This is a genomic window from Methanolobus sediminis, assembly GCF_031312595.1.
In the GTDB taxonomy this organism is placed as follows: Archaea; Halobacteriota; Methanosarcinia; order Methanosarcinales; family Methanosarcinaceae; genus Methanolobus; species Methanolobus sediminis.
The window spans coordinates 752126-774101 of record NZ_CP133592.1 but is presented as its reverse complement, the minus strand read 5'-3'; the positions used below and the strand labels follow the sequence as shown (position 1 = coordinate 774101).

35 protein-coding genes, 3 tRNA genes and 1 pseudogene are annotated in these 21976 nt (G+C 43.4%); 35 read left to right on the top strand and 4 right to left on the bottom strand.

Going from position 1 to position 21976, the window contains the following annotated elements:
* Positions 1-10 precede the first annotated feature (10 nt).
* From RE474_RS03635 to RE474_RS03470, 34 genes and pseudogenes are all read left to right on the top strand, one after another.
* Positions 11-724, top strand: a complete 714-nt coding sequence (locus RE474_RS03635) for a 50S ribosomal protein L2 (protein ID WP_309311619.1) — start codon at positions 11-13, stop codon at positions 722-724.
* Between the two features lie 14 nt (positions 725-738).
* Positions 739-1152: a 30S ribosomal protein S19 gene (locus RE474_RS03630; protein WP_309311618.1), complete on the top strand. Its 414-nt coding sequence runs from the start codon at positions 739-741 to the stop codon at positions 1150-1152.
* Positions 1153-1162: 10 nt separating this feature from the next.
* Positions 1163-1618 carry a 50S ribosomal protein L22 gene (locus RE474_RS03625; RefSeq protein ID WP_309311617.1) on the top strand — a complete coding sequence of 152 codons (456 nt, stop codon included), beginning with the start codon at positions 1163-1165 and terminating at the stop codon, positions 1616-1618.
* Positions 1618-2541: a 30S ribosomal protein S3 gene (locus RE474_RS03620; RefSeq protein ID WP_309311616.1), complete on the top strand. Its 924-nt coding sequence runs from the start codon at positions 1618-1620 to the stop codon at positions 2539-2541. The genes RE474_RS03625 and RE474_RS03620 overlap by 1 nt, the downstream gene beginning before the upstream one ends.
* A 6-nt stretch (positions 2542-2547) precedes the next feature.
* Positions 2548-2751, top strand: coding sequence for a 50S ribosomal protein L29 (rpmC, locus tag RE474_RS03615; RefSeq protein ID WP_309311615.1), 204 nt, complete (start codon positions 2548-2550; stop codon positions 2749-2751).
* 1 nt (position 2752) lies between these two features.
* Positions 2753-3058, top strand: a complete 306-nt coding sequence (rnp1, locus tag RE474_RS03610) for a ribonuclease P protein component 1 (RefSeq protein ID WP_309311614.1) — start codon at positions 2753-2755, stop codon at positions 3056-3058.
* A 10-nt stretch (positions 3059-3068) separates the two neighbouring features.
* The gene (locus RE474_RS03605) at positions 3069-3398 is read left to right on the top strand and encodes a 30S ribosomal protein S17 (RefSeq protein ID WP_309311613.1); all 330 of its coding nucleotides are present in this window, start codon (positions 3069-3071) and stop codon (positions 3396-3398) included.
* Positions 3395-3793: a 50S ribosomal protein L14 gene (locus RE474_RS03600; protein ID WP_309311612.1), complete on the top strand. Its 399-nt coding sequence runs from the start codon at positions 3395-3397 to the stop codon at positions 3791-3793. Before RE474_RS03605 ends, RE474_RS03600 begins: the two co-directional genes overlap by 4 nt.
* A 10-nt stretch (positions 3794-3803) precedes the next feature.
* Positions 3804-4157 (top strand): 50S ribosomal protein L24, encoded by a 354-nt coding sequence (gene rplX / locus RE474_RS03595; RefSeq protein WP_309311611.1) that lies wholly within the window; start codon positions 3804-3806, stop codon positions 4155-4157.
* A 4-nt stretch (positions 4158-4161) separates the two neighbouring features.
* Positions 4162-4872: a 30S ribosomal protein S4e gene (locus tag RE474_RS03590; protein ID WP_309311610.1), complete on the top strand. Its 711-nt coding sequence runs from the start codon at positions 4162-4164 to the stop codon at positions 4870-4872.
* A gap of 4 nt (positions 4873-4876) precedes the next feature.
* The gene (locus RE474_RS03585) at positions 4877-5374 is read left to right on the top strand and encodes a 50S ribosomal protein L5 (RefSeq protein ID WP_309312199.1); all 498 of its coding nucleotides are present in this window, start codon (positions 4877-4879) and stop codon (positions 5372-5374) included.
* Entirely contained in the window at positions 5375-5527 is a 153-nt protein-coding gene (locus RE474_RS03580) for a 30S ribosomal protein S14 (protein WP_091709280.1), read from the top strand. It begins immediately after the preceding gene.
* Between the two features lie 10 nt (positions 5528-5537).
* Positions 5538-5930 carry a 30S ribosomal protein S8 gene (locus RE474_RS03575; protein WP_309311609.1) on the top strand — a complete coding sequence of 131 codons (393 nt, stop codon included), beginning with the start codon at positions 5538-5540 and terminating at the stop codon, positions 5928-5930.
* Positions 5931-5945: 15 nt separating this feature from the next.
* Positions 5946-6479, top strand: a complete 534-nt coding sequence (locus RE474_RS03570) for a 50S ribosomal protein L6 (RefSeq protein ID WP_309311608.1) — start codon at positions 5946-5948, stop codon at positions 6477-6479.
* A gap of 9 nt (positions 6480-6488) precedes the next feature.
* Positions 6489-6878 (top strand): 50S ribosomal protein L32e, encoded by a 390-nt coding sequence (locus RE474_RS03565; RefSeq protein ID WP_309311607.1) that lies wholly within the window; start codon positions 6489-6491, stop codon positions 6876-6878.
* Position 6879: 1 nt separating this feature from the next.
* Positions 6880-7338: a 50S ribosomal protein L19e gene (locus RE474_RS03560; protein WP_309311606.1), complete on the top strand. Its 459-nt coding sequence runs from the start codon at positions 6880-6882 to the stop codon at positions 7336-7338.
* A gap of 2 nt (positions 7339-7340) precedes the next feature.
* A complete protein-coding gene (locus RE474_RS03555) occupies positions 7341-7862 on the top strand; it encodes a 50S ribosomal protein L18 (protein WP_309311605.1) in 522 nt (173 codons plus the stop codon).
* An 8-nt stretch (positions 7863-7870) separates the two neighbouring features.
* Entirely contained in the window at positions 7871-8506 is a 636-nt protein-coding gene (locus RE474_RS03550; RefSeq protein WP_309311604.1) for a 30S ribosomal protein S5, read from the top strand.
* A gap of 1 nt (position 8507) precedes the next feature.
* Positions 8508-8969: a 50S ribosomal protein L30 gene (locus RE474_RS03545; protein WP_309311603.1), complete on the top strand. Its 462-nt coding sequence runs from the start codon at positions 8508-8510 to the stop codon at positions 8967-8969.
* 4 nt (positions 8970-8973) lie between these two features.
* Positions 8974-9417, top strand: a complete 444-nt coding sequence (locus RE474_RS03540; RefSeq protein WP_309311602.1) for an uL15m family ribosomal protein — start codon at positions 8974-8976, stop codon at positions 9415-9417.
* 128 nt (positions 9418-9545) lie between these two features.
* Entirely contained in the window at positions 9546-11024 is a 1479-nt protein-coding gene (secY, locus tag RE474_RS03535; protein WP_309311601.1) for a preprotein translocase subunit SecY, read from the top strand.
* 15 nt (positions 11025-11039) lie between these two features.
* Positions 11040-11687, top strand: a complete 648-nt coding sequence (locus tag RE474_RS03530) for an adenylate kinase (protein ID WP_309311600.1) — start codon at positions 11040-11042, stop codon at positions 11685-11687.
* Positions 11688-11709: 22 nt separating this feature from the next.
* Positions 11710-12330, top strand: a complete 621-nt coding sequence (locus RE474_RS03525; protein ID WP_309311599.1) for a DUF106 domain-containing protein — start codon at positions 11710-11712, stop codon at positions 12328-12330.
* 1 nt (position 12331) lies between these two features.
* Entirely contained in the window at positions 12332-12859 is a 528-nt protein-coding gene (cmk, locus tag RE474_RS03520) for a (d)CMP kinase (RefSeq protein WP_309311598.1), read from the top strand.
* A 20-nt stretch (positions 12860-12879) separates the two neighbouring features.
* Positions 12880-13891: pseudogene (locus RE474_RS03515) on the top strand (RNA-guided pseudouridylation complex pseudouridine synthase subunit Cbf5).
* 9 nt (positions 13892-13900) lie between these two features.
* Positions 13901-13987: transfer RNA gene (locus RE474_RS03510), tRNA-Ser, on the top strand.
* 111 nt (positions 13988-14098) lie between these two features.
* The gene (locus RE474_RS03505) at positions 14099-14386 is read left to right on the top strand and encodes a hypothetical protein (RefSeq protein ID WP_309311597.1); all 288 of its coding nucleotides are present in this window, start codon (positions 14099-14101) and stop codon (positions 14384-14386) included.
* Positions 14387-14577: 191 nt separating this feature from the next.
* Entirely contained in the window at positions 14578-15657 is a 1080-nt protein-coding gene (locus RE474_RS03500) for an MFS transporter (protein WP_309311596.1), read from the top strand.
* 262 nt (positions 15658-15919) lie between these two features.
* The gene (locus RE474_RS03495; RefSeq protein WP_309311595.1) at positions 15920-16366 is read left to right on the top strand and encodes a 30S ribosomal protein S13; all 447 of its coding nucleotides are present in this window, start codon (positions 15920-15922) and stop codon (positions 16364-16366) included.
* A 13-nt stretch (positions 16367-16379) separates the two neighbouring features.
* The gene (locus RE474_RS03490) at positions 16380-16940 is read left to right on the top strand and encodes a 30S ribosomal protein S4 (RefSeq protein WP_309311594.1); all 561 of its coding nucleotides are present in this window, start codon (positions 16380-16382) and stop codon (positions 16938-16940) included.
* Between the two features lie 4 nt (positions 16941-16944).
* Positions 16945-17328 carry a 30S ribosomal protein S11 gene (locus tag RE474_RS03485; protein ID WP_154809958.1) on the top strand — a complete coding sequence of 128 codons (384 nt, stop codon included), beginning with the start codon at positions 16945-16947 and terminating at the stop codon, positions 17326-17328.
* Positions 17329-17353: 25 nt separating this feature from the next.
* On the top strand, positions 17354-18151 hold the full coding sequence (locus RE474_RS03480) for a DNA-directed RNA polymerase subunit D (protein WP_309311593.1): 798 nt from the start codon (positions 17354-17356) through the stop codon (positions 18149-18151).
* Positions 18152-18214: 63 nt separating this feature from the next.
* Positions 18215-18302, top strand: a tRNA-Leu gene (locus RE474_RS03475).
* Positions 18303-18370: 68 nt separating this feature from the next.
* Positions 18371-18458: transfer RNA gene (locus tag RE474_RS03470), tRNA-Leu, on the top strand.
* A 141-nt stretch (positions 18459-18599) separates the two neighbouring features.
* On the opposite strand, the gene uppS is transcribed toward RE474_RS03470, so the two are convergent.
* The 3 genes from uppS to RE474_RS03455 all read right to left on the bottom strand — a co-directional run bounded on the left by uppS (position 18600) and on the right by RE474_RS03455 (position 21041).
* Entirely contained in the window at positions 18600-19472 is an 873-nt protein-coding gene (gene uppS / locus RE474_RS03465) for a polyprenyl diphosphate synthase (RefSeq protein ID WP_438861586.1), read from the bottom strand.
* Positions 19473-19557: 85 nt separating this feature from the next.
* A complete protein-coding gene (locus RE474_RS03460; RefSeq protein WP_202905736.1) occupies positions 19558-19869 on the bottom strand; it encodes a DUF2551 domain-containing protein in 312 nt (103 codons plus the stop codon).
* Positions 19870-19988: 119 nt separating this feature from the next.
* Complete coding sequence (locus RE474_RS03455; RefSeq protein ID WP_309311591.1) at positions 19989-21041, bottom strand: radical SAM protein; 1053 nt, start codon at positions 21039-21041, stop codon at positions 19989-19991.
* An 87-nt stretch (positions 21042-21128) separates the two neighbouring features.
* On the opposite strand from RE474_RS03455, the gene RE474_RS03450 reads away from it, so the two are divergent.
* Positions 21129-21314, top strand: a complete 186-nt coding sequence (locus RE474_RS03450) for a 4Fe-4S binding protein (RefSeq protein WP_309311590.1) — start codon at positions 21129-21131, stop codon at positions 21312-21314.
* 30 nt (positions 21315-21344) lie between these two features.
* Here RE474_RS03450 and RE474_RS03445 read toward each other — a convergent pair whose 3' ends face one another.
* On the bottom strand, positions 21345-21917 hold the full coding sequence (locus tag RE474_RS03445; protein WP_309311589.1) for a flavin reductase family protein: 573 nt from the start codon (positions 21915-21917) through the stop codon (positions 21345-21347).
* Positions 21918-21976: the final 59 nt, after the last annotated feature.

Here is a 21976-nt window from a genome sequence, read left to right as displayed (position 1 = left end):
GTGGACATAAATGACAAAGAGAATCATATCACAGAACAGGGGTCGCGGAACTCCTACATACAGGGCTCCATCACACAAGTACAAAGCTGCACTTAAACACCCACGTGTCGATGAAGAAGACACATTGTACGGTACAGTTATTGAGATTACACACGATCCGGCTCGTTCAGCACCAATCGTCAAAGTTTCTTTCGAGAATGGTGAAGAGCGCCTGATCCTTGCTCCTGAAGGTATAGCAATTGGTGAGAAGATCGCCTGCGGAATTTCAGCTGAGATCAAACCTGGTAACATCCTGCCTCTTGCAGAGATCCCGGAAGGTATCCCCGTCTGTAACATTGAGTCCAAGCCAAATGACGGCGGACACTTCGCACGCGCATCAGGTGTTTATGCAACAGTTGTGTCCCACGACCGTGGAAAGACTGTTGTTCAGATGCCATCAGGTGAGATGAAGTGGTTAAATCCTAAATGCCGTGCAACAATCGGTATTGTTGCTGGTGGTGGAAGGGTCGACAGGCCATTCCTTAAGGCAGGTAAGAAGTACCACAAGATGAAGACAAGAGCTGCAAAATATCCTCGTGTATCAGGTGTTGCTATGAATACCATTGACCACCCATTCGGTGGAGGTAACCGCAAGCACCCTGGTAAGCCAACAACAGTTGGAAGGAATGCACCTCCTGGACGTAAGGTAGGTCAGATCGCAGCACGCAGGACCGGAAAGCGTTAACCGGAGGCTAATACATGGCAAAGAAATCATCATCAAGATTACCAAAACGAAAAGGTGAATATACCTACCGTGGAAAGACGGTAGCAGAACTCCAGGCTCTGGACGTCGATGAGTTTATCGGCATGCTTCCTGCACGTGAACGCCGCACTCTTAAGAGGGGCTACACTGAAGGCAGGAAGAGTCTTGTCCAGCAGCTAAAAGACGGTAAAGACAACTTGAGGACTCACTACAGGGACATTATCATCTTCCCTGATATGGTCAGCAAGACTGTAGAAGTATACAACGGCAAGTCATTTGTGGCATTTGAGATTCAGCCTGAAATGATCGGACACAGGTTCGGAGAATTCGCACCAACTCGCTCAAGAGTATCTCACGGTAGCGCTGGTGTAGGAGCAACCCGTTCAAGCAAGTTCGTGCCACTTAAGTAAGGTGAGATAAATGGCAAGAATTGGATATTCAATTGAGATGGACCCTGCTGTAAGTTCAAAGGCAATGGGTTCTGAGCTTCACATCTCCCCGAAAAAGTCACGTGAACTCTGTAAAGCGATCAAAGGCATGCGTACCAGTGTTGCCCAGAAGTACCTTGAAGATGTAGTGATTATGAAGCAGGCAGTACCTTTCAAGAGGCACTGTGATGGTTCTGGTCACAGAAAAGGTCCAATGGCAAACGGCAGATATCCTGTAAAGGTTGCTGAGGCATTCCTTAAGATTCTGGAAAATGCTAAGAGCAATGCTGAATATAAGGGACTTGACCCTGAGCACATGTACATTGTACATACTGCTGCAAAACGCGGACGTGTGATCCATGGTATGAGGCCAAGAGCACGCGGACGTGGCAGTCCAAGTAACACAGATACTGTGAACGTTGAGATTATTTTGAACGAGGTGCGCTAATGGCAATAGAGAAGAAATTCGTTCAGGAAGGATATGTAAAAGCTTCAATGAATGAATATTTCGCAAAACAGCTCAGCAAAGCAGGTTACGGTGGAATGGAGATCAACCGTACTCCTATGGGTACCCAGATCACTGTATATGCTGAGAAGCCAGGCATGGTCATTGGTAAAGCTGGTAAGGTCATCCGTAAGCTTACACGCGATATCGACAGAATGTACGATATGGACAACCCCCAGATCGATGCTCAGGAAGTTAAAAAGCCAGAGCTCAATGCCCAGATGATGGCAACACGCCTTGCTTCTTCCATTGAAAGAGGCTGGTATTTCAGAAAAGCCGGTCATAATACCCTCAGGGCTATTATGAACTCCGGTGCACTGGGCTGTGAGATAGTTATTTCAGGTAAGTTGACAGGTGCAAGGTCAAGGGTTGAGAAACTCGTTGACGGATACATCAAGCACGCTGGAAAACCTGCTGAAGATATGGTTGATGAGGGATTCGCAGTAGCTGTCAAGAAGCTGGGAACCCTTGGATGTAAAGTAAGGATCATTCCTCCAGGAGTTGTACTTCCTGATGCTTTTGATATCAGAGCCGATGTTGTTGACGAGGTTGTAGAAGCAGTTGCACCAGAAGTTGCAAAGGCTGATGTCACAGAACTTGTCGGTAAGGAGTCAGAAGGCGAGGTTGCAGACGAAGAGGAAACAGTGGAAGTTGCCGAAGAGGTTGCAGAAGCAGGAGTCGCAGAAGAAGCTTCAGCTGAGGAAGTTGAGGAAGAATCCTGTGCAGAAGAGGCATCTGAATCTGATGATTCAATTCCGGTAGAGGATCTCGGAGATGAACAGCGCAGGCTGGTTGAAGGTGTATGGCAGCATAAGCACGAAGGCTATGACTACTGGCACCCAGTCGCACGTGTTCACAAGGAGTGATAAGCAATGGCAATTCTTCGCATGAACGAGATTCGGGACATGTCCCCGGAAGAAAGAATGGACGAACTTGAGAAAATGAGAGATGAGCTCATTCGCGAGCGTGCTCTTTCATCTGCAGGTGGTGCGCCTGACAACCCTGGAAGAATCGGGGAACTCAGGAAAACCGTTGCAAGGATAAAGACCGTCCAGAAGGAAATGAAGGAGATCTGACTTGGAGATAACTCCTTCAAATCTGGTCTTCCATGAACTAATCGGATTACAGGTGGAAGTTGCAGGGTCTTCTAACTCTGCACTAAAAGCCATAAGTGGAAAAGTGGTCAACGAAACAAGGAATATGCTGATTATTCAAACAAAGGATAGAACTGATAAAATGGTTCAAAAAAACGGTACAACCTTTGTGTTTCAGATTCCTGCCCATCTGTCCGATAAGCATGCTGAGAGGTATGTTAAAGTGAATGGAAACCTTCTGCTCTCACAACCTGAGAACAGGACAAAGAACATAAAAAAATACACATGAGGTAATAATCATGGTTAGAGATATTGGATTGGATGTCCCTGCTCCTGAAGAGGAGTGTGACGATGTCAATTGTCCATTCCATGGAACACTCCCAGTTCGCGGACAGGTTCTTGTAGGAACCGTTGTAAGCGATAAAATGGACAAGACAGTGGTCATCCAGCGTAAACATGAAATGCTGATCAAAAAGTATCAGAGATACGAAAAGAGGCAATCCAAGATCCACGCACACAACCCTCCATGCATTGATGCAAAGGTTGGAGATGTTGTGACAGTGGCAGAATGCAGACCTCTTAGTAAGACAAAATCATATGTAGTCATCAAGGCGGAGGCACAGGAATGAGGGGTATAAGATCTACCGTTCCACGTGCACTCAACGCAGGTGCTAAAATCGACTGTATAGACAATACAGGTGCACGTGTAGTTGAGATTATCTCTGTAAAGGGCTACAGAGGTGTTAAGAACAGATACCCAAGGGCTGGTATAGGCAATATGTGCGTTGTTTCCGTAAAGAAAGGAACTCCGGAGATGCGCAAACAGATTCTCCTTGCAGTGGTTGTACGCCAGAAGCAGGAGTTCCGCCGTCCAGACGGTCTGAGGGTTGCTTTTGAAGACAATGCGGTAGTCATTGTTGACAAGGATGGAATTCCAAAGGGAACTGACTTTAAGGGACCGGTTGCAAGGGAAGCTGCAGAAAGATTCCCAAAGATCGGTACAACCGCATCTATTGTAGTGTGAGGTGTGAATAATGGTAACAAATCAGCCAAGAAAACAGAGAAAGGCAAGGTATACTGCTCCTCTGCACATCAAACAGAAGTACATGGGTGCTTCTCTTTCCAAGGATCTCCGCGACAAATACGGCCGCCGCAGTGCCAGCGTTATCGTTGGTGACACTGTGAAGGTAATGCGTGGGGACCATGCAGGAACAACCGGTAAGGTAGAGGCAATTTCCCTGAAGCACGGAACCATCGTTGTAGAAGGTGTTACCGTTTCCAAGGCAGATGGAACTGAGGTTGCAAGACCTGTCTACCCTTCAAATGTGATGATCACAACCCTCGATATGAAAGACAAACGCAGAGAAGAAGTAATCAATAACAGGTGATTTTGTGGGCAAACATCAGAAAAGAATATCTGTCCCTAACAGCTGGCAGATATCAAAGAAATCCAACAAATGGATCACATCAACAAGGCCAGGTCCACATAACAAGCAGCAGAGCATTCCTCTGGGTGTAGTTCTCAGGGATATGCTGGGTGTAGTAGATACTCGTGCAGAAGCAAAGCGCGTTCTTTCCGAAGGTAATGTGCTTGTTGATGGTGTCATCAGAAAGGATCTCAGGTTCCCTGTAGGTCTTTTAGACGTAATTACAATCCCTCTTGAAAATGTGGCATACCGTATGCTTCTGGACCGCAAGGGAAGACTTGAAGTTCACAAGCTTGCAGATGTAAATGCAAACAAGCTTTGCAGAATTAACGGTAAGACTATAATAAAAGGTGGAGCTGTACAGCTTAACCTTAATGACGGTACAAACCTCGTAGGTTCTAATGATTATAAACCAAAGGATTCACTTATCCTCTCCCTGCCTGACAAGGCAATTGTCAAGCACCTGAAATATGAGGTAGGTAACCTTGCAATGATTGTCGGTGGAAGGCACACTGGCGAGATTGGAACCATCAAGGAAATCAACACCGTAAGAAGTTCCAGGCACAACACAGTCGCAATCTCCGGTGACTATGAGTTCGAGACAATCGAGGACTTTGTAGTTGTAATCGGCGAGAAGGAACCTGAGATCAAACTAGGTGGTGAGGTAGTTGAGTAATCCAATGAGAACACCTGTAGTTGAAAAGGTCGTTGTTCACATGGGTGTCGGCGAAAGTGGTCAGCACCTTGTAGATGCTGAAGGAATTCTTAGTGAGATTACCGGTCAGACCGTTGTAAGGACTTATTCAAAGAGGACTCTTCCAGCATTCGGTATCAAGAAGAATGAACCAATTGGATGTAAGGTCACACTCAGATCTGACCTGGCAGAAGAGTTCCTTAAGACAGCACTTGGTATTGTAGAGAGCAAGCTTCGATTATCCCAGTTCGACAAATACGGAAACGTTGCTTTTGGTATTGAAGAACACACTGACTTCCCTGGAATGAAATACGATCCGCAGATAGGTATCTTTGGAATGGATATCAATGTAGTTGTAAACCGTCCAGGTTACAGGATCAACAAAAGAAGGATAGTCAAGAGGAAGATCCCATCATCTCACAGAATTACAAAAGAGGATACAATTGCTTTCTTCAAAGACGAATACTCCGTGGAGGTAATATAAATGGTACAAACCACAAAGAGCTTTGGAAGAGGAGCAAGCGAATGCAAGAGATGTGGAAGAAAACAGGGTCTTGTAAGGAAATACGGTATTTACCTTTGCAGACACTGCTTCCGTGAAGTTGCCCACGATATGGGATTTGAAAAGTATACGTGAGGTGAAAGAAATGGTATTATTAGATCCACTCGCTGATGCTTTGTCTACAATCAAGAACGCAGAAGCAATTGGTAAAGATTCCTGTATCATCAAACCCGCATCTAAACTCATAGGCACCGTACTGAAAGTAATGCAGGACCGTGGCTATGTAGGTGAATTCGAATTTGTCGAAGACGGTAAAGCGGGTGTTTACAAGGTAGAACTCATTGGTAGGATCAACAAGTGTGGTGCTATCAAACCACGTTATTCAGTAGGTGCTGCAGACTTTGAGAGATGGGAAAAACAGTTCCTTCCTGCAAAGAACTTCGGAACACTGATACTTACAACATCTAATGGTGTAATGTCACAGTACGAGGCACGTGAGAATAACGTCGGTGGACAGTTACTTGCATATGTGTACTGATGGAAGTGATGTCACATGGCAAAAGAAATAAAGAAAACAATCGCAATCCCTGAAGGCGTGACCGTCACAATGCAGGGTAAGCTCCTGTCAGTCACAGGCCCAAAAGGCAAGATTGAAAGGGACTTCTGGTACCCTGATGTTAAGGTAGAGGTTGCAGGTTCAGAGATCATTGTGGACTCTACAGTCATGAAGAAGACTCAGAAAGCAATGGTCGGTACTTTCGCATCTCACATAAGAAATATGATAAAGGGTGTTTCCGAGGGATTCGAATATCGCATGAAGGTCGTTTACTCTCACTTCCCTATGCAGCTTAAGGTTGAAGGGGACAGGTTGACGATCGGCAACTTCCTTGGTGAGAAGAAGCCAAGAACTGCAAAGATCCTCGGAGAGACCAAGGTAAAGGCTTCAGGTGACGAGGTAGTTGTTACAGGTAACAACAAGGAAGATGTAGGACAGACAGCTGCCAACATCGAGCAGACAACAAGGATCAAGAGATTCGACCCTCGTGTATTCCAGGACGGAATATATACTGTGGAGAAGATAGTGTAGGTGATTTGAATGGATGATAAAACTAAACGCCTTTTTAAGGTAAGGAAAATCCAGAAGCTCAAAAAACCTGTGTTCAGGAGAACTGATGGTCACAAGTACAAGCGTCTGGATGAAAACTGGAGGCGTCCAAGAGGTATCCAGGGCAAGCAGCGCAGGCATTACAAAGGAAAGGGTTGTATCGTACAGGTAGGATACGGAAGCCCTGCTGCTGTAAAGGGTTTACACCCATCCGGATATGCAGAAGTCCTTGTCTGTAACATTTCACAGCTTGACAATGTCAATGCAGAGGTGGAAGCTATCAGGATCGCTGCAAAAGTAGGCGGAAGAAAGAAGGCACTCATAGAGGCAAAGGCTGCAGAGCTTTCCATAAAGATCCTCAACCCAACAAGAGGCGAGTAAGATGACCGATCTGACAAACCAGAAGAGGATCGCTGCAGCAGTATTGGGCTGTGGTGTCAACAGGGTATGGCTTGACCCGGAAGCCGCTGAAGATATTGCAGTAGCTATCACAAGAGCTGACATCCGTGAGCTCATTGCAGCAGGCAGCATCAAGGCAGTCCAGGCAAAAGGTGTAAGCCGTGGACGTGCAAGAGAAAGAGATGCAAAGCGCAAGTACGGTCACCGTAAAGGACACGGTAAGAGGAAAGGTAAGAAGGGCGCACGTAATCCTCGCAAGGAGCAGTGGATGAAGAAGATCCGTGCTCTGAGAAAGGAACTTAAACAGATGCGTGAAGATGGCTCACTTGACAGGTCAACCTATTGTAAGGTTTACCGCAAGGCAAAGGGTGGAGAATACCGCAGTGTAGCTCACCTTAAAGCACACCTTGAGTCAGCTAAGCTCATAAAGCACGAGGCATAATCATGGCAACAGGACCCAAATATAAAGTCGCATTCAGGCGACGAAGAGAAGGGCGTACTGATTACCACCAGAGATTGAGGTTACTCCTTTCAAAGGAAGACCGTGTGGTAGTACGCAAGAGTTCAAGGCACATGCAGGTCCAGCTTGTAGCTCCAACACCTGAAGGAGACAAAACTCTTTCAGCTGCAATTTCAACAGAACTTAAGAAATATGGATATGATGCACCAACCGGAAACACAACAGCAGCATATCTTACAGGTCTGTTATTCGGTTACAGAGCACTGAGCAAGGGATATGATTACGGCGTTCTTGATATAGGACTCCAGGCATCATCATCCGGATCACGTGTATATGCAACCTTGAAAGGCATCGTAGATGCAGGATTCGAAATTCCTCATGACTCATCTGTTCTTCCTTCAGATGAGAGAGTAAGAGGAGAACACGTAGCAGAGTACATGGAAGACTCAAATCTGCCTGAACTGTTTGATGCAGTTAAGGAAAAGATCTCTGCAGAGTTCAATTAGGTGATTACATGGCATACGAATATGAAGAAGAATGGGTTCCACAAACCAGACTTGGAAAACTCGTTCAAGAAGGGCAGATCACTTCCATGGACGAGGTAATCGATTCAGGTCTTCCTGTAAGGGAATCCCAGATTATCGATATCCTTTTACCTGATCTTGAAGATGAGGTTCTGGATATCAACATGGTCCAGAGAATGACTGACTCCGGACGTCGTGTAAAGTTCAGAGCAACAGTTATTGTTGGTAATGGAAACGGCTTTGTCGGTCTTGGACAGGCAAAGGATGTTCAGGTCGGACCTGCTATCAGGAAGGCTATCAGCAACGCAAAGATCAACATAATCAAGGTAAAGCGTGGATGCGGTTCATGGGAATGCGCATGCGGTCTTGAGCACACAGTTCCTTCACAGGTACGTGGAAAGGCTGGCAGTGTTCTTGTAGAGCTTAAACCAGCACCACGTGGACTTGGTCTTGCTGCAGGAGACACTGCAAGGAAAGTTCTTGAGAAGGCAGGCATTAAAGATGTCTGGACAAGGACTGAAGGTACTACCAGAACAACCCTGAACTTCGCAAAGGCTACATTTAACGCACTGGAAAACACATGTGTTGTAAGAATGCCTGCAAACCATGGCAAGAAGGAGGCTTAAAATGTACGCTTTGATCAGGGTACGTGGTGACGTAAATGTCAGGGGTAACATTAAGGATACTCTTAAGATGCTCCGTCTGCACAAGGTAAACCACTGTGTCCTCCTTGCTGACAATCCTCACAACGCAGGAATGATCCAGAAAGTAAAGGACTATGTTGCATTTGGTGTAATCAGTGCAGATTCACTTGCAGAGGTGCTTGCAAACCGTGGAAGACTTGAAGGTGACGTAAGACTTACTGATGAGTATGTAGCAGAAAACACAGACTACGACTCAATCAAGTCATTTGCACAGGCAGTCTGTGATGGAAATGCAACTCTTAAGGATGTTCCAAAGCTGAAACCTGTATTCAGGCTCCATCCTCCAAGGAAAGGTCACGCAGGTATCAAGAGAACAGTCCAGCAGGGCGGTGTACTTGGTAACCACGGCGAAGATATCAACAAATTACTGAAGAAAATGAGGTAATTCCATGACATCTAAGAAAACCAACACAAAGAAGTTCAGAGGTTCACGTACATGTGGTGGCGGAACTACCAAGAACAGACGTGGTGCAGGTAACCGTGGTGGAAGAGGTAGATGTGGTGAGAATGCTCACCACCATACTCGTGCACTGCAGCTCGGATATATCCGCGGGCACCAGAAAGGATTCACTCGTCCATTGAAAGTATTGAACGATGCTTCAATTGTAAACGTCGGTGAACTTGATGAGCTTGCTGATCAGCTTGTCGAAGACGGTTTTGCAGAACTTCAGGATGGCACCTATGCCATCGACCTTGCAGTTCTTGATATCGACAAGGTACTCGGTTCTGGCAAAGTTTCAAAGAAGCTTGCAATCACAGCAGCTGCATTCTCTGCCAGTGCTAAAGAAAAGATTGAAGGTGCAGGTGGATCTTGCACCGAGATAGAAGAGTAATGCCATCGGGCATTACTTATTTTTTTATAATATTGCAAATTACAGGGTGTATATTTATTAATGTGTAAATCTATTAAGGTGTACTTTACCTAAATTTGCATGGATTTTTCCATTCAAGGGTGGAATTAATGAGTCTTAAGGATAGTTTGGAACCAATTTTTAATAAATTGCCTGCGGTTGCAAGTCCAGAAGGGCATGTCCATTTCAAAAATAAATTAATGTGGACGCTTGGAATTCTTGTGCTCTATTTTGCACTTGCAAATGTACCGCTGTTTGGATTGTCATCGGATTCGATCGACCTTTTCGAATCCTATAGAGCGTTTTTTGCCGGAGCTTCGGGTTCTCTGATGCTTTTGGGTATAGGTCCTATTGTTACCGCATCCATCGTCCTTCAACTTTTGGTTGGTGCAGATGTCATTAAGCTTGACATGTCCAATCCATCTGACCAGGCATTCTTTCAGGGTGCACAGAAGTTTATGGTCTTTGTAATGATAATACTTGAGGCTCTGCCACAGATAGCCGGCGGTTACATACAGCCCGATGAAGCTCTTGCATCTACTCTGGGAGTAGGTATAGGAGTAATTACGTTTATCATATTCATACAGATCTGTATCGGTGGTCTCCTTGTACTCTTCATGGATGAAGTTGTATCTAAATGGGGAATCGGTTCAGGTGTCGGTCTCTTCATTGTAGCTGGTGTTTCCCAGCAAATAGTAACCGGTCTGTTTAATTGGACTACAGATTCCAGTGGTCTGCCAACAGGTCTCTTCCCCAAGTGGATCTATATTGTGCAGAATGTGGGAGCAGACTACCTCTTCTCAGGTGATGGTATTACCTTTATGTTAGTAAGAGGTGGAATTCTCGCATTGATAAGTACAGTGATGATTTTCCTGTTTGTAGTCTATGTTGAAAGTACACGTATTGAAATCCCACTGGCACACAGTGCAGTAAGAGGTGCAAGAGGTAAGTTCCCTGTCAAACTGATTTATGCTTCAGTCTTGCCAATGATTCTTGTAAGGGCATTGCAGGCAAACATTCAGATGATAGGTCTTTTGCTTAGCAGTAAGGGCATTACTTTCCTTGGTGAGTTCAGCGGCTCTAAACCTATTAATGGTCTGATGTACTATCTGGCACCAATCCACAGCCCATACGACTGGATTCCTTCTCTGGTAAGAGAGACATTCACAAGTTATGGTGCTCCAGTACCTGCAATCTGGCAGATTATTTTGCACGTCTTTGTCGATGCAACTTTCCTTATAGTTGGAGGTATTGTATTCGCACTGTTCTGGATTGAAACAACTGGAATGGGTGCAAAACCAACAGCCAAGAAAATATTTAACTCCGGTATGCAGATTCCAGGTTTCAGAAGGAATATTGGCAGTATTGAGAAAGTCATGATAAGGTACATTCCAAAAGTAACCGTCATCGGTGGTGCTTTCATTGGTTTACTCACACTTGTTGCAAGTTTGCTAGGTACACTTGGCAGTACAAGTGGTACTGGTCTTCTTCTTGCAGTAAGCATTGTATACCGTCTGTATGAAGATATTGCATCTGAACAGATGATGGAAATGCATCCGATGGTAAGATCCTTCTTCGGACAGGAATAAAAACAGGTGTTGATTATGAATATTGCATTATTTGGTCCACCGGGTGCTGGCAAAGGCACCCAGGCAAAAGAATTATCAAAACAGTATAGTATCCCTCACATCTCTACAGGTGACATTTTAAGAGCAAATGTCCGTGACGGAACTGAACTTGGATTGAAAGCAAAACAGTATATGGACAAAGGCGAACTTGTCCCTGATGAGGTTCTTATAGGTCTTATCAGAAACAGGTTGAGTGAGTGTGATTGTGAAACAGGCTATCTTCTTGATGGATATCCTCGTACAATTCCACAGGCTGATGCACTTACTGACATCCTCAAAGAGATTGGTAAGCCTCTTGATGCAGTTATCAATATTGAAGTAAGCGATGATGAGCTTGTAAAAAGATTAAGTGGTCGTCGCAGCTGCACATGTGGTGAAAGCTATCATGTCATGTTCAACCCTCCTGAAAAGGAAGGAGTTTGTAATGCATGTAGTGCTGAACTCTATCAGAGGGATGATGATAAAGAAGAGGTCATCCGCCAGAGACTTACTGTCTACAATGAAAAGACAAAGCCTCTCATAAACTATTATGATGATGCAGGTATACTTGTCAATATTGATGGTAGTGGTGCAGTAGATGCTGTATTCGCAGATGTTTGCAAGGTAATGGACCAATTCAAATAAAGATATACAAAGAGGCTATCCCTTGGTTACAGAACAATTTAAGAAAAAGCTGGACCAGTTTCTCCTGGCTTTCGGAATTTCCCTTATGCTGGGAATAATGATTCTTGGTCAGGATTTCAGGGACTCCCTTGGAACAGCAATGAGTGTTATTATGGACCCTGTGGTGGTTATCCTAGGAGCTGATAACCTTCACATTGTTCTGTTCATAATGGCATCCATTACAGCTCTTTATGCTTCCCTCATACAGAAATACACAATTAACTGGGATCTTATGCGTAACACCCAGGAAAAGATGAAGGTATTTCAGAAAGAATTCAGGGAAGCTCAGCTTTCCAATAATACAGCTCTTATGAAGAAGATGGACGAAGAGCGCAAAGCAATGATGGAAGATCAGATGGAAATGTCCAAGCAGCAGTTCAAACCCATGGCATACATAAGTATTATTTCTCTTCCTTTGTTCATGTGGGCTTACCACTATATCAAAGGGCATGGTGCTGCTTCACTTGTATTCCCATTCTGGGGAGAACAGATATTGACTGATCCTGTATTCGGTCCTTTCCAGCATTGGATCTTCTGGTATTTTATTGCCTCTCTGGCTGTAAGTCAGTTGATAAGAAAGGCTCTGGATGTTGGTGGAGTCTGAAGTGTTACTGACTATCAGCGGCCTTCCGGGAAGTGGTACTACCACTGTATCCCGTTTACTTTCAGAGAAATATAATCTTCAAATGATTTCTGCTGGCGAGGTTTTCCGTTCTCTTGCAAAAGAGTACGGTATGACTCTGGCTGAATTTGGTGCTCTTGCAGAATCGGATGACAGCATCGATCTGAAAATAGATGAACGCCAGAAAGAGATTGCTAATACTCATGATAATATAATTCTAGAAGGCCGTCTTGCGGGACATATGGCTGCAAAAGCACTTAAGGTATGGGTAAAGGCTCCTGTGAATGTCCGTGTAGAACGGATTGTTGGCAGGGAAGGTAGTTCTTTTGATGACAAACTGGCTGAAACCATTGAACGTGAAGCATCGGAAGCGATCAGGTACAAGACTATCTATAATATAGATATCAATGACCTTTCAGTTTATGATCTTGTGATTGACTCTCAAAAGTGGGACCAATTCCAGATCACAAATATTATTTCCGCTGCAATAGATAATTATTCTGATATTTGATCGGCTATCCGGCGATTTTTATGAATAAGTGTATTCTTCCTTCTGAACAAAAACGTGAATTGCTGCACAAAGCAGAATCTGCAACCAGTCCTCTTTACGGTTGTTCTCCTTATGATCGTCCTATGAAAAAATACATAGAGATGGGCGTTGTAAATCTTGACAAACCTGTAGGTCCTACAAGTCATGAGGTTACTGCATGGGTCAAAGATATTCTGGAGCTGAATAAGGCGGGACACTCGGGTTCACTGGATCCTATTGTGACTGGTGTGCTTCCTATCATGCTTGGCAAAGCAACTAAAACAGTTGCAGCTCTGCGTCTTTCAGGGAAGGAGTATATTTGTCTAATGACGTTACATGAGCCTGTCCCAGAAAAAAAGGTGCGCAAGGTATGTACTTCAGTTTACCGGGCCAATTTTTCAAATGCCCCCTATAATTTCTGCAGTAAAACGTGCTGTGCGTGTAAGGAAGATATATTATCTGGAAGTCCTTGATGTAAAAGAAAAATCTGTTCTCATGCGCGTTGGCTGTGAAGCAGGTACATACATGAGAAAACTTTGTCATGATATCGGTGTTGCACTTGGATGTGGTGCTCACATGCAGGAACTACGCAGGACAAAGACCGGTCCTTTCAGGGAAGATACTCTTGTAACACTTCAGGAACTGAAGGATGCTTATGTTTTCTGGCAGGAGGATGGTGATGAATCTTTCCTGCGTAAAGTTGTCAGACCTATGGAAGAGGGTTTGTCGCATCTTCCACGTGTCATTATTCGTGATAGTGCAATTGAAGCCATCTGTTGTGGTGCGGCAATTGCAGTTCCTGGAATATTAAGCCTTGACAGTGGTATTAAAAAAGGTGATGACATTTGCCTCTTTAGTTTAAAAGGAGAGGCTGTGGCTTTATGCAAATCTCTTATGGATTCAGAGGAAATGCTTCAAAATGAGCATGGAATCGTAGCTACGACCGAAAGAGTAATAATGGATGGTGGCACTTATGCGCAAGGCTGGCACAGCAGGTCAGCAAAAACACAATGAAAGTCATGTGCCGAGATAGTCTAGCGGTAGGGCGCAAGCCTGGAAAGCTTGTGGGGCATCCGCCCCTCGGGAGTTCGAATCCCCCTCTCGGCGCCATAATCTTTTTCTAAATTCATATTCTAGTTATATTTTACTTTACTATCATTCTAGTGCTAAATGTATATACTATTGAATTATACTGTTAAAACTGAAATAAAAGGTATAATTATGTCTGATGTTAATGTATTTTTCATAAAAGAAAATATGGATGTCAATGATGATGGTAGCACTATTGTTACATGTCCTGAATGCGAGAATGAAATAAGTGTGCTATTTTCTAATGTATTGGATGATAGCATGGCACTTGCAGAGTGTATAGATTGTCCTGTCTGTCACAAAACTCTGGATCAGGTGCATCCTTCAGAAAATTTAAACAAAAAGATTGCTGATCATGTGGCAAAGGAATTGCTGAAAGGTCTTAAACTGGATCTGGGCAATGCACTGTCCAAACGCTGATGGTTATTAATGGTATGTGAGAACACTTTAAACCGCCCGGCTATAGTTTTTAAGGATAACTAATGTGAATAACGGCTATCTTCAGTTGTAATTCAAATTATTTCTGCATTTACTTTGAACATTTTTATTTATCACGTTTATACCTTCAATAGCTTAAAATACCCGAAATGGTCTTTGCACATTACACTATAATGAAAATAAATACTATTCAGTTTCTGGCAAATGCCTCTTACATGATGTCCAGCATTTTCATTCCCATATATGCAAGGTCACTGGGTGCCTCCTTCTTTGAAGTGGGCGTGATTGCTGCCTGTTTTAGTCTGGCTACCTTTGTTTCTTCTTTCATATTCGGAAAAGCAGCTGATATCAACCGTCTCAGGCCCATAGTTCTTATTGGCCTGCTGGCATGTTCACTTTCTTTCTTCCTGCAGGTATTTACCGTTGGCACGTTTACACTTGCTGTTGCAAGATCACTTGTTGGCTTTTGCATGGGCATTTATCCGGCAGCTCTCATAGTATATGTGTATTATCAGAAGGAAAGTATCGGGAAGTTCAGTTCCTTTGGTTCACTTGGGTGGATGGCCGGTTTTCTGGTTGCAGGTTATGTAGGCGAGATAAAGTATCTTTTTATTCTTTCTTCCTTGTTGTTTTTTGTCTCCTTCATAGCGGCATTAAAGTTGAAGGATATTGAAAAGCCATCCCTTGAGTTAAGCTATTTCTCATTTGAGACATTCAGGAAAAATATTGCAACCTATCTGTCAGTTTTCATAAGGCATTCAGGTGCTGCGGCCATGTGGGCAGTGTTACCTCTGTATATGGCTTATCTTGGAGCTTCCAGCATGTGGATTGGGATCATTTATGCAATCAATCCTTTTCTGCAATTCCTGATCATGAGGCGACTGGATAGTTTCAGGAATGAATTGCTCATTATATGGGGTTTTTTATTATCAGGTGTGGCTTTTTTTGTGTATTTCCTGTCACCAAATTATATCTACATTATTCCAGGTATGTTCTTTGTGGCTTTCGGGTGGTCTTTCTTGTTTGTAGGTGCCAGTCAGTTGCTCATGGAACGCAGTAAAGAAAAAGCCACTGCTGCCGGTATTCTTAACTCGGTGATAGCTGCAAGCAATATCGTTGGTGCTGTGCTTGGTGGTTTGACCCTGCAATTCTACGGGTACAGGGAAACCATGATTTTTGCGGCAGTTTGCTCAGTAGCAGGGGCAGTTATATTTTGGTTAATGGACAGGCCCGTTTGTTCTATTGCGGTCTGAATGGGTACATAATCTTGTTTTCTGGATTAAGAAGCTGAAAATCTTTTTTGAGTTATGGGAAAGTATTTAAATAATTAACCTATACTGGGTGCTCACCTGTTTCACTATTTCTGCAACATGAATAATGTTAAATAAGAACAATGGTATAAACAGGCAAGTTATTCTATTAATCTTTAGAATTGCCTGCTCCGTAATGTCGGAGTGTGTCGAAACTTATGTTTCGGGGCTACAGGACGCATGCGTCCCTAAGGAGGAACAACTAATGGCAGATGAAGAAATAAGACACTTAGTCCGTATCATGAATACTGACCTTCAGGGTAGTCAGCCTGTAATGTACGCGCTGACAGGTATTCGCGGTATTGGACTCAGAACATCAAGAATTATTGTTGACAGCACGGGTATTGACCCAAAAGAAACAATCGGTTACCTTTCCGATGAAGATATTGCAAAGCTCGATGATGCTATTGCTAGCTTTGAGAGCAATATCCCAACCTGGATGCTTAACAGATGTGAAGACCCATTAACTGGAGATGACAAGCATCTCCTTGGCCAGGATATCATCATGACCCTCAGGGAAGACCTGAACAACCTCAAGAAGGTAAGGGCATATCGTGGTATGAGGCACGAGAGAGGTCTTAAGGTCAGAGGTCAGAGAACAAAGTCCACAGGAAGGCGTGGCTCAACCATCGGCGTAAGCAAGAAGAAGTAATTCAGGTGATTTTATGGGATTCCCAGGTAAAAAGAGAAAGAGTTATGATACTCCAAAGCATCCTTGGCAGGCTGCCAGGATGGCAACTGAAGTCGAACTCCTTAAAAAGTACGGCCTCCGTAATAAGAAGGAACTCTGGAAAGCAGTCAGTATTCTCAGAAGATACAGAGCAGATGCTCGTAGAATTCTTGCAGAATCTGCAGAGACTGAACTTTCCGGTCACCTCAAAACTGAATCTGACCAAATTCTTGCAAGGCTTATCAGGTTCTCAGTGCTTCCATCCGATGCAAACATCGATGACATCCTTGCGCTTCAGACAGAAACAATCCTTGAACGCAGGCTGCAGACTCAGGTATACAGACTTGGACTTGCAAGAACTCCAAAGCAGGCAAGGCAGTTTATCACTCACGGTCACATCGCTATTAATGGGCAGAAGGCAACCGTTCCAGGTATGCTCATCTCCAAGGCAGAAGAGATGCAGATCGATTACTATGGTAACTCCCCTCTGACAAGCGAGTCACATGCAGAAAGACCAGCACAGATTGCTTCAGCAGTAGCAGGAAAGGAGGAGTAATACTATGGCAGCAAACGGAATCTGGGGTGTAGCACACATAAAATGCTCATTCAATAACACTATTATTACCGTAACTGACATTACAGGTGCCGAAACCATCGCCAAATCATCTGGTGGAATGGTTGTAAAGGCAGCACGTGATGAAAGTTCACCTTACACCGCTATGCAGATGGCAAGCCAGCTTGCAGACACTCTCAAGGACAAGGGAATTGAAGGTATCCACATAAAGGTGCGTGCACCTGGTGGAAACAAACAGAGAAGCCCAGGTCCTGGAGCACAGGCTGCTATCAGGGCATTTGCCAGGGCAGGTATCAAGATCGGAAGGATACAGGATGTAACACCTGTGCCACACGACGGTACACGTCCAAAAGGCGGTAGAAGAACATAATACTAAATAAAATGGATATGAACTCATGACAATGGAAGTAGACATACTTGAACTGTCAGAGAGGTCTGCGAAGTTTATATTATCCAATACAAGTGCGGCATTTGCCAATGGTGTCAGAAGAGCAGCGCTCTCTGACGTCCCAACTCTTGCTATTGATGATGTGAACATCTATAACAATACATCAGTCCTCTTTGACGAGCAGTTAGCGTTAAGGCTTGGCCTTATCCCTTTGACAACAGACATTGAGGAGTTCGTACCAGTTGATGAGTGCACCTGTGGCGGCGCCGAATGTCCTGCATGTAAGGTTTCCCTTACACTCAGTGCTGAGGGTCCGAGAATGGTATATTCTGGGGATCTTGTGTCTTCTGATGAAAGAGTACAGGCTGCTGACCAGAATGTTCCTATCATTGACCTGAAGGAAGGTCAGAAGGTTGTGCTTGAAGCTATTGCTCACATGGACTATGGTCACAAGCACGCAAAATGGCAGGCTGGTGTGGCATGCGGCTACAAGAATATGCCAATAGTCACGTTTGAGAACTGTGACGAGTGTGGTGCATGTGTGAATGAATGTCCAAAGAGCATAATTCACATTGGTCCGAACGGTGCAGAAATATCCGGTGACGATATCCTTAAGTGTATTCTTTGCAAACTCTGTGCATCTGTCTGTGAGATTGATGCAATAACTGTGTCTGAAGATGAAAATTCTTTCATTTTCACAATGGAATCTGATGGTTCATACACGGTTCAACAGTTAATTATAAATGCAGGAACAACTATTAAGGAGAAAGCCAGCCGGTTAGGAGAGATTTTAGAGTCCCTCTGACACGGTTTTAGGAGATATACTCTCCTAAAAATTTATATTTAAATATAGGAAATCCAACTTGATGCGGGGGTTGCCCAGCCAGGCCAAAGGCGCTAGGTTGAGGGCCTAGTCTCGTAGGAGTTCGTGTGTTCGAATCACACCTCCCGCACCAAAATCTCCTAAGAAAGATTTGGTTAAGATCTGATTTCCTGTAAACTATTAATTTAACTGCATACATGTGCGGGGGTTGCCCAGCCAGGCCAAAGGCGCTAGGTTGAGGGCCTAGTCTCGTAGGAGTTCGTGTGTTCGAATCACACCTCCCGCACCAAATATCTTTTTCTAAAACATAATTTCGTTTAAAATCATGATTCTTTTGAGTATATCATGTGAATTTATCTTTTCAAATAATCAAGTTAAAAATAGAACTTAAATTGTAAAATACTCAAGTTAATAGTCTGATTCTGTAAATCTAATTGCAATCTTTTGAATGGTGTCGCACTTCTTCAATCTCCGCTTTTCCCAGTGCTTTTAGGAAATGTGCCGCACGTATGGTTGTATGCTGATTCTTTTCTCTCATACGGGCCTGATACACGCGAATAGAGCGAAGAAAATCGATCTTACGGAACTCCGGCCAGAACGGGGCACAGAAGTAAGCAGCACACTCATTTCCATTGGCCTGCCATGGAAGGAAATTTGACACTCTTTCATCTCCTCCTGTGCGAATAATAAGATCTACGTCAGGCAGGGCAGAATTTCCCGAAGGATAAAGGTGATCTGAAATTGTTTCTTCGGTAATATCTTCAGGTTCAAGCTCTTCAGACTCTACTTTGAAAGCTATCTCTTTAACTGCCTGGATTATTTCCTGTCTGCCGCCATATGCAATAGCAACGTTGAGGACAAAATTATCATATTCTGATGTTACAAGTTCCACGTTCTTAATTGACTCTTTTAATGACTCCGGCAATTTATCAATATCGCCGATGGCATGAACTCGCATTTTTCTTTCATGGGTTCTTTCATCAACTACTATTTCATCAAACTTCACTCTGATAAGGTCAAAGAGCTTGTCTTTTTCATCATCATTTCTGTTGAAATTCTCAGTAGAAAATGCATAGATCGTGAGATATTCAATACCTAAGCTGCAGGCCCATTCCATGACATTTTCAGTTACATCTGCACCCCTGGCATGCCCATAGGAAGTTATCTGTCCTAGTTTTCGTGCATATCTCCGGTTCCCATCCATAATAATGGCTACGTGCCGGGGAACTTTCTCATTCTTCACTTCCTGTGTGAGAAGACGTTCATATCCTTTATAGGCTATTCCGGGTATTCTTTTCAGAATATTTGACACTCCCGTAGATTATGTAAAAGTAATTTCCATATGGCAAATATCCATTTGAAACTAATCAACAAAAAAGAAGATGGAATTAGTAGTTGTCAAGTACGTTTCTGACAATATCTCTGTAATCTTCCTTAAGCAGGTAAATATTGTGGTCACCGGTAACATCAATACTCAGAATTCCAAGTCTTGTGTTCATAAGGCCTACCATTGCGGAAACACCTCTGTAACTCACATCAAAATCCGTATCATGAAGATGCTCGTACACGTCTCCTGTAGTGAATTTACCACCATTAAGGAACAGTTTCAGTACTACTTTGCGTATACCTGTATCATCGCGACTAAGATATTTTATTAGCCTCTCTCTTACTCGCTCTTCAATCGTTTCCAGTACAAACACCTCTCTCTTCAATATGTTATTTTATCTTATAAAACTATTTATTTGCAATAGCTTTAAAACCTGCATTGTATATGAAAATTGTACCATCTATATCATTCTCACATATATATTTTGGCCTTTCATAAGGGTATTTTTTCAACAATTAGCCCTTCTTCAAAAGGATATCTTTCTATAATGTACAATTTTATACCCGATTCCTTAATATATTCCGCAATATCCTCAAGTATCCACCAGGCAAGATCGATTCCCTTGGATTTTATTTCCATCATGTCTGCGGGAACTTCCATCTGTGTCAGTTTTTCCAAAACAGATCCCTGATCAGTCTCTATACATTCAATATGCCCATAATAAACCGTTCCTTCCTCGCCGATCTCATCAAAAGGTCTTGCCGTATTTCCTGAAATCCTTATGAGTCTTCTGCGAAGCTGTACCGCATCTTTATAGCTAGATGAGCAGAAATGCATCCTTTCACAATTCCTTGCTACTTCAAGTGCATGTTCTTCAGAACCTGCCACAGCATTTGATACATCATCAATAAGAGAGTAGCCCAGCTTTATCATAGCATCGGAGTTGGTATCTGAAAATTCAAGTTCGTTAAGGTTCAGGAAACACTCCATGCTGTTTGCAAAATGCCCTACGCTTTCTACACCAGCAATAGATGGAATCTCAATGCCGGTTTCTATTCCCAACTCTTTGGCAGATCTGATGGAATTTGCATAGCCGGTTCCTTCTAATTCATCCCATACTTTTACAGGTGGATGGAACCTTATTTCGTCCAGGCCTGCATCGGCCAGTTCTTTCAATGTATCGTAGTCAGGTGCCATGGATGTATACATGTGGATGTGATGCTGCAGTCCGAAATTATCTTTCAGGAGCCTGATATAATGAATAACCTTATCTTTTCTCAGGAGTGGCTCACCGCCGGTAATTCCTGTTCCAAGGGCATCCATCTGTAACGCTTCATCTACAACATCCTGATCAGAAATGATTTTTCTTTCGTTAGCGTAGGTTACGTCTTTGCGTCTCTCTTCGGATACCGGGCAATAGAAACAATCCTTTGGACAGATGCCTGTAATAAAAAGAACCATCTTTGCTCCCTGCTGACAGAGCTTGCAACCTTCTGAAAGAAAAGAATGGAAAGAACCTGCCTCTCCCTGTACGACCTTACTCATCAGGGCTTTCTATAACCTGCTTGTATTTAAGGATATTTTACTTAAAGGGTTAAGACTTATCTAAGATTCAAACGTTAATCTGTTCTGATGGAAGAACGAGATGGTTTTATTGTCTCAATAGGTTGCCGCAAATGCGGCAAATGTGAGAATATCTGTCCCAACGGAGCACTTTACAGGATCAACGGTTTTGTTAATGTTGATCATCAAAAATGTGACCTTTGCATGAAATGCGTAAAAGTATGTCCTAATAAGGCTCTGGTCTACATGGAATAAGTTCCATGACCCAGAACCATATTACTTGTTCTATTTTTTATTACCTTCCAAACCAATGGAAAATGCCTTGCCCAGAAATTCACCAAGTCCGTAATAACTTCTCTCTGGTGAATAGATGATAGGTCTTATCTTCTCTATCTCCGGATTTCCTTTCTCATCCAGTACAGCTTCATCCGCTTTAATGTCCATTATCTCGCCAACGAACTGTGTATGGAGTCCAAGTTCAAAACTTTGTATCAGTTTGCATTCAAGGACAACAGGAAACTCTTCTACATACGGTGCATACACGACTTCACTCTTAACGGGTGTAAGTCCTATTTTTTCAAACTTGTCCTCATCTCTCCCGCTTGCAATTCCAAAATAATCAGTCTCTTTGACATAGTCTTCGGATGGGATGTTAATGGTAAAAGCTTCCTTTTCCATGATGTTAGCGTAACTGTATGTCGCCTTTCTTAAGGATACGGTGATACATGGGGGATCCGAGCAGCAGATACCCGCCCATGCGGCAGTCATTGCATTTGCTTTTCCGTACATGTCATAGGTACCTACCAGCCATGCAGGAGTAGGATATGCCAGCGTTTTCGCTCCGATTGATTTTTTCATAATAACACCTCTATAAAAATAGTGTTAAAGAAGCTTTAATCTTGCGGCAGTTTTCGTCA